Annotated in this window: 4 protein-coding genes and 1 pseudogene; 2 read left to right on the top strand and 3 right to left on the bottom strand. The window is 71.3% G+C overall.

Features of this window, described 5'->3' with window-relative positions; all coding sequences use genetic code 11:
- The first annotated feature begins 90 nt into the window (after positions 1–90).
- Complete coding sequence (locus ABZZ38_RS06955) at positions 91–1,047, top strand: NADPH:quinone oxidoreductase family protein (RefSeq protein WP_356736535.1); 957 nt, start codon at positions 91–93, stop codon at positions 1,045–1,047.
- 126 nt (positions 1,048–1,173) lie between these two features.
- Here the strand turns inward: ABZZ38_RS06955 and ABZZ38_RS06960 are convergent, their stop codons facing one another.
- Positions 1,174–3,237, bottom strand: a complete 2,064-nt coding sequence (locus tag ABZZ38_RS06960) for a SpoIIE family protein phosphatase (RefSeq protein ID WP_356736537.1) — start codon at positions 3,235–3,237, stop codon at positions 1,174–1,176.
- Positions 3,238–3,824: 587 nt separating this feature from the next.
- On the opposite strand from ABZZ38_RS06960, the gene ABZZ38_RS06965 reads away from it, so the two are divergent.
- Positions 3,825–4,292 (top strand): cupin domain-containing protein, encoded by a 468-nt coding sequence (locus tag ABZZ38_RS06965; protein WP_356736539.1) that lies wholly within the window; start codon positions 3,825–3,827, stop codon positions 4,290–4,292.
- Between the two features lie 724 nt (positions 4,293–5,016).
- Here the strand turns inward: ABZZ38_RS06965 and ABZZ38_RS06970 are convergent.
- Both ABZZ38_RS06970 and ABZZ38_RS06975 read right to left on the bottom strand, forming a co-directional pair.
- Entirely contained in the window at positions 5,017–5,736 is a 720-nt protein-coding gene (locus ABZZ38_RS06970) for a class F sortase (RefSeq protein ID WP_356736541.1), read from the bottom strand.
- Positions 5,737–5,868: 132 nt separating this feature from the next.
- Positions 5,869–6,156, bottom strand: a pseudogene (locus tag ABZZ38_RS06975) (hypothetical protein); the annotation flags it as partial.

Here is a 6,156-nt window from a genome sequence, read left to right on the forward strand (position 1 = left end):
AGCAGTTGGTAATGTCCCGTGCCTGGTGGGAGCGTACGCCGTGGGCTCCGCGGAGTACCCGCGGGACATGCCAGGAAGTGAGGAGCGACGATGCGTGCGATACACGTCACCGAGTTCGGCGGGCCGGAAGTGCTGCGACTGGTGGAGGTCCCCGACCCCCGCCCCGAGCCCGGCCGCCTGCTGATCGACGTCTCGGCGGCCGGCGTCAATTACGCGGATACGCACGCGGTCGAGGACTCGTACCTGTCCCGTTCCGCTCTTCCCATGATCCCGGGCGGTGAGGTGGTCGGCCGTACGGAGGACGGGCGGAGGGTCGTCGCCCTCGCGGACAACTACGGCGGCTACGCCGAGAAGGCGCTGGTCCGGGAGGACCTGGCGATCGACGTCCCCGATGCGGTGGGCGACGGTCAGGCCCTGGCCCTGATCGTGCAGGGCCTGACCGCCTGGCACCTGCTCCGCACCAGCGGACGCGTCGCCGCGGGCGAGTCGCTCGTCGTGCACGCCGCCGCCGGCGGCACCGGTTCGCTCGCCGTCCAGCTCGCGAAGGCGTTCGGAGCCGGACGTGTCATCGCCACCGCCTCCACCCGGGACAAGCGCGACCTCGCCCTCGCCCTGGGCGCGGACGTGGCCGTCGACGCCGATGCGGAGGGCCTGAAGGAACGGCTGGTGGAGGCCAACGGGGGCCGGAAGGTCGACGTCGTCCTGGAGATGGCCGGCGGCCGGGTCTTCGAGGAGTCCCTCGCCGCCCTGGCGCCGTTCGGCCGGCTCGTCACGTACGGCATGGCGAGCCGGCAGACCCCTGAGCCGGTCCATGCCGCTCAGCTGATGGGCCGCTCCAGGGCGGTCGTCGGCTTCTGGCTGATGCACGCGATCGGCCGACCCGGCATGTACCGGGAGCCGATGTCCGAGCTGCTGGAGATGGTCGGGGACGGACGCCTCACGCCCCGGGTCGGCGGCGTCTATCCGCTGGCGGAGGCGGCACGCGCCCATCAGGACCTCCGCGCCCGCAGGTCCGTCGGCAAGCTGGTGCTCGACACCTCCCGCTGAACTTCCGGCTTCCGGAGTCCGGGGCCGCACGTCCACGCACGTATCCGCTCGCGGTGCGGGCGAGCCGCCCTGGACCACCCGGTGACGCGGGCACCCCCCGTTCCCCTTCCGTCCCGGGGCTGAGCTTCATGTGCGCCGGGTGCGGGCCAGGAGGACCGCCACGTCGTCCTGGGCGGGGCAGGGCAGCAGATGTCCGAGGACACCGTCGCACAACTCGTCCAAAGGCTGGTCACGGTCTCGCAGCGCCCGAGCGAGCTGGGCCATGCCCTGGTCGAGGTCCCTGTCCCGGGCTTCGATGAGGCCGTCCGTGTACAGGACCAGCACGCTCCCGGGAGGCAGGGGCACCCGTTCGGTCCGGAAATCCCGCTCTCCCGTCCCCAGTGGCGTGCCGGACGGGCCGTCGAGGAAGGTGATCGCCTCACCGGGCGCGGGCACGGCCACGGCGGGCGGGGGGTGGCCGGCTCGGGCGATCACGCATTCACCGGATGCCGGGTCGTGGACGCCGTAGACGCAGGTCGCCATTTCGTCCGGCCCCAGGTCGGCCACGACCGCGTCGAGGGAGCGAAGCATCCGGGCGGGATCGATGTCGTGCCGGGCGAGCGTGCGTACCGCCGTGCGCAGCTGGCCCATGACGGCCGCGGCGTGGATCCCGTGGCCCATGACGTCCCCGATGACGAGTCCGGTTCTGCCGTCGGGCAGCGCGATGACGTCGAACCAGTCGCCGCCGACGTCGTGGTCGCTGGCGGGCAGGTAACGCCCGGTGAGTTCGAGGCCGGTGACATCGGGGAGCGCGCTGTTCGTCAGGCTGCGTTGCAGGGTGAGGGCCGCCTGCCGCTGGCTGGTGTACATACGCGCGTTGTCGATGTTCAACGCCGCGCGGGCGACCAGTTCGTCGACGAGGACGCAGTCCTGCTCGTCGAACGGCTCGCGGCTGCGGACCCGCGTCACCACGACCGCGCCGAGCACTTTCCCGCGGGCGACCAGGGGGATCAGGCGCGCGGAGCCGAGGGTCATGAGGTAGTCCCGCAGCCGGTCGGCGCGGGGGTCGGTGATCAGCGCCGGGACGTCGGACCTGTACAGGTTGATGGGCCGGCCGTCGGCGATGACCCGTTCGTACAGCGAGCCGGGCGGAATCCGGGAAGTCGTCCCCGGCACCAGTTTCGCCGTGGGGGCGGACGGATCGGGGAAAACGGCCGCCAGCCGACGGACCACGCCGTGCGTGGACGCGGCCGCCTCGTCGGGTTCGAGAACCTCTTCGAGCAGCTGTACGTCGGCCGAGTCGGCGAGCTGGGGCACGAGCACCTGCACCACTTCCTCAGCGGTCTGCCGCAGGTCCAGGGTGGTGCCGATCCTGGTGCCCGCCTCGGCGAGCAGAGCGAAGCGGTGCCGGGCCCGTTCGGCGTCGATCTGCGCCTGCTGGCCCGCGGTGATGTCGATGAGGGAGGCGATCAGCCCCAGCGTGCGGCCGGCGCTGTCGAGCAGCGGGGCATAGGAGCAGGACCAGGTCCGGTCGCGGCCGGGGTCGGCCGCGGTCCGGCCGGTGCGGCGGGCGTCGACGACGGCAGTACCGCTGTCCAGGACCCGCTGCATCATCGACTCGAGCGCCGTGGCGTTGACCCCGGGCACGACCTCCGTGAGCCGCTTGCCGAGGTGCTCGGCGGCGGAGACGCCGTTCATCCGGGCCAAGGCGTCGTTGACCCGCAGGAACCGCAGGTCAGGACCGAGTGTGGCCAGGCCGATGGGCGACTGGGTGAACAGGCTCTCCAGAGCCGCCAGGGAGTCCCGCATGCGCAGGACGCACGAGGTCTCCACCGCGATCAGCATGGCCCCCGCCCGTCCCTGCGCGTCGGTGGCCGGGACGATCCACGTCTCCATGGTCACCTTGTGACCATCGCGATGCCGTACGGACAGGGTTCCCACCACGGTCTCCCCCGCCTGGACCCGGCGGGTCAGCTGAGCGGCCAGCTCTCCGTTGCCCTCGGGGACCAGAATGGAGGAGGCGGGGCGGCCGAGGACGTCCTCGGAGCGGTGACCGAGCAGGTCCTGGGCGGCCAGCGACCACTCCACGACGCGCCCGTCCGCGTCCTCCCGCCACAGGGCCATCGGAAGCAGTTCGCGGAGCACCCCGGCGTACCCGACAGCCACCGGAGGCTGTTCCGGCACCTCACTCGTCGACCGGTAGGTGTCCAATGCATCGCCCTAACCCGGGAGACATTCCCTACGGAGAAAATTCCTACCGAAACACCCTATCCGAGACATCGGCGCATGGCTTTCCGCTGGTCGAAACCGCGATGGTCGCCACCTGGTCACGCAGGGTGACCTCCTGGTCGTCCGGCGACGTCCCGGAGGGTGCCCAGGGGCGGCGGCCGGTCCGGCACGGGCGGCGACGCCACGAGGGGGCTCCGGGAAAGGCACGGGGTGAGTGACTCGCCGGATACCGGTCTTCGCCACTGTGCGACGCGGAACAACCGGGTCGTCGGTCCCTCGCAAGGGAGGCCACCGACGGTCCGCGCGCCGTGCAGCGTGGACCGTCCCACAGCGTTCTCACGCCAAAAGCTCCGCCGCGTGCGGTTGTTCCACACCGGGGCCTCGGCGTCGGACGCGGCCGGCCGAGCCCGGCCCGAGGGGGCGCGAAGTCGATGCCGGGCAGGGAAGTTCCCTGCGCTTCGGACGCGTTCGCGTTGCCACGACGGCAACAACGCTTGTCGCCTCAGGACCGTGGCCGCAGCCTGGTGCTCACCCAACAAGGCCGTCAACCACAGCCAGGAGACCACACGATGACCACCCACGAAGGCGTCGGGTCCGCACTGAGCACCGGCGACAGCGACACACCGCCGAGCAACCGCGTCCACCATGTGCGAGCCGGCGAGCTGGATGGTTACGCCGCTCTCAGCGGCGGCACCGTCGGCTCCAAGAAGCTCTGGATGGGGCTGGTGGAGAACCCGCCGTTGAGCGCGACGGACAACCACCACCACGGTGCTTCGGAGGCGGGGATCTACGTGGTCAGCGGGCACCCGGTGTTCGTCTACCACGACGGGACGCGGGAGGTACGGATCTCCGCCGGTCCCGGCGACTTCCTGCTCGTCCCCCCGTTCGTCCCGCACCGCGAGGAGAACCCGGACCCGAACGAGCCCGTGGTCGTCGTGATCGCACGGACCACGCAGGAGCCGATCAAGGTCTCGGTGCCGGAGCTGTACCAACTCAGGGAGACAGACGCTCGGCCGGAAGAAGACGGGGACCGTTGATCGGACGAGGCATCCGCTCCTCGTCTCCGGACCGCGCCCTCCTGGCGCGTCAGGCGGAATCACGGTCGCGCTGGTGCGTATCGGCGAGCGAGCGGGGGTCCCTGCCGGAAGGTCCGCAGAAGGGCGGGGGTCCCTGCCGGAAGGTCGGCAGAAGGGCGGGGCCCGGACGCTGCGTCCGGGCCCCTCCCAACCGGTCGCCCGCCGGGTCAGGTGGGCCGCTTCACACAGGTGCCGACCACGTAACCGGTGACGCCGCGCTTCGTGACCTTGACCCAACGGGAACTGGTGGCAGCGCACTTGGTGTACGAGCCGCTGCAGTCATCCGGCGGGGGGACGGCGCGGTCTCCCCCTTGTTCAGCTGGGCCAGGGCCGTGCCGCTGACGCTCGTCCGGTCACGTATCGCCATCGTCTCCAGGGCCGGTGCCGTGCAACCCGCCGCGGACGCGTTCGTCCGCGCCACGGCGGGGCTGCCGTCGGTGCACGTGGTCCCGACCAGGGCGGCGGACATCACGGTCGCGCCGAGGATCCGGCGTGCGCCCACACCTGATGCTCCCTCACTCTTCAACGGCTGCCGTGGGCATGCCGCCCGCTGTGTCGGATGCAGCCTGGAGTCATGCGCGTCGGGGCGATTCACGGCGGCAGTACTCATGACGTACGGGGGCTCGCGCGACCCCGGACGAGGTGGTGTCCTGAGCGGCCGGGTGGAGGCCCCGTTGTGCATGGGTCATGAGGTCGGCTTCGGCTTGGTCACCGACGCGAGATGCGCGAACACCACGACGTTGGCGTCATAGGCCTTGGCCCTGCGGTCATAGGAGCCGCCACAGGTGATCAGGCGCAGTTGCGGGGAAGGCGTATCGGCGTAGACCCGGTCGCTGGGGAAGTCCGCCTTGCGGTAGGTCTCCACCGAGTCGACTTCGAAGGTCGCGACGCTCTTGTCCTGGCGGGTGATGTGCACCGTGCTGCCGGCCTGCAGGGAGTCGAGGTAGGCGAAGACGGCCGGCCCGCTGCTGGTGTCGAGGTGTCCGACGACGATGGCTGATCCGATTTCCCCGGGTGTCACGCCGCCCTCGAACCAGCCGACGAGATTCTTGTCCCCCGCCGGTGGCACTTCGAGCTGCCGTGACGCATCGAGGGACAAGGGCGTGAACGGCGCGTCGACGGCGATTTGCGGAATGGTCAGCCGCGTCGGAAGGGACCGGGGCAGCGCAAGACCGGTAGCCGCGGGAGGCTTCTTCGTGAGGGCGGGCGCCGGACTGGCAGGCGCGGAGGCGACTGACGCGGGGCGCTGCCGAGGCAGGGGGTTGTCCGAGTGGGCGGAGTTCGCCAGAAGCAGGGCACCCAACGCGACGGCGAGAGCGGGCCACCGCAGGGCGCGCGCGATGGGGCCGGGCCGGTGCGCGGTGCGGGACGTGCCGGGCGGTACGTGCTGTGGTGAGGCGGCCATGAGAGCTGGGGCCTTTCACAGTCGGGAAGCGGGCAGCGGGAGCGGGGAGGCGGCGGACAGTACCGGCCGCGGCCGCCGCCCGGGGTGGGCGGCGGCCGCGACATGCGGTGTCACCTGCGGCTGAACGGCCTGTCAGATGGACGAAGGACCGGAGGCGCTGCGGCGACGCAGCATGTACGCCCCGGCGCCGAGGCCTCCGAGCAGCAGCACTGAGCCGGCGGCCATGGTGCCGGACTCAGCCAGACCGCCACCGCCGGCGTGAACGCCGCCCCGCGGCTTCTCACCCTTGTCGTGCTCGTCCTTCGAGCCCTTGTCGTAGTCGCTCTTCGAGCCCTTGTCGTAGTCGCTCTTCGAGCCGCCCTCGTCCTTCGAGCCCTTCTCGTGCTCGTCCTTCGAACCCTTGTCGCGCTCGTCCCGGTT

Origin of the sequence: Streptomyces sp. NPDC006368 (genome assembly GCF_040612535.1) — a bacterium.
Classification (GTDB): domain Bacteria; phylum Actinomycetota; class Actinomycetes; order Streptomycetales; family Streptomycetaceae; genus Streptomyces.

Coding starts and splice junctions, on each gene's coding strand:
- ABZZ38_RS06955 (WP_356736535.1), top strand. CDS start 91: ATGCGTGCGATACACGTCACCGAGTTCGGCGGGCCGGAAGTGCTGCGA.
- ABZZ38_RS06965 (WP_356736539.1), top strand. CDS start 3,825: ATGACCACCCACGAAGGCGTCGGGTCCGCACTGAGCACCGGCGACAGC.
- ABZZ38_RS06970 (WP_356736541.1), bottom strand. CDS start 5,736: ATGGCCGCCTCACCACAGCACGTACCGCCCGGCACGTCCCGCACCGCG.